The sequence below is a fragment of the Bifidobacterium pullorum subsp. saeculare genome (genome assembly GCF_016899725.1).
GTDB classification, from domain to species: Bacteria; Actinomycetota; Actinomycetes; order Actinomycetales; family Bifidobacteriaceae; genus Bifidobacterium; species Bifidobacterium pullorum_C.
The window spans coordinates 1-255 of record NZ_JACLYU010000298.1; the positions used below are offsets into that span (position 1 = coordinate 1).

General features: G+C 80.8%; 1 pseudogene. It reads left to right on the forward strand.

Features of this window, described 5'->3' with window-relative positions:
• A pseudogene (locus H7U32_RS10610) lies at positions 1 to 229 on the forward strand (IS3 family transposase); the annotation flags it as partial.
• Between the last annotated feature and the right edge of the window lie 26 nt (positions 230 to 255).

The following is a 255-nucleotide window of genomic DNA, read 5'->3' on the forward strand; positions in this document are numbered from 1 at the left end:
GGCCGGCGACCCGCGTCCCGTCCCGGAGGGGCCGGCGAACCGGGAGAAGACGCGGGCCGTGGAACGGGTCAGGGGCGGGTCCGGTCTCGCCGCCGCCCCCGGCGCGGCGGGTCCCGGGCGCGGCGCCCACCACTGCCAGCGCGCGGCCATGGAGGCCGGCGACAGGCATGCCGTCCCGCGCGGACGGATACGCGCCCTGTCCGAGGGGGGCGGGCGCGTGTGGGGCTAGCGCACCATCCATGCCATGCCGCGGCG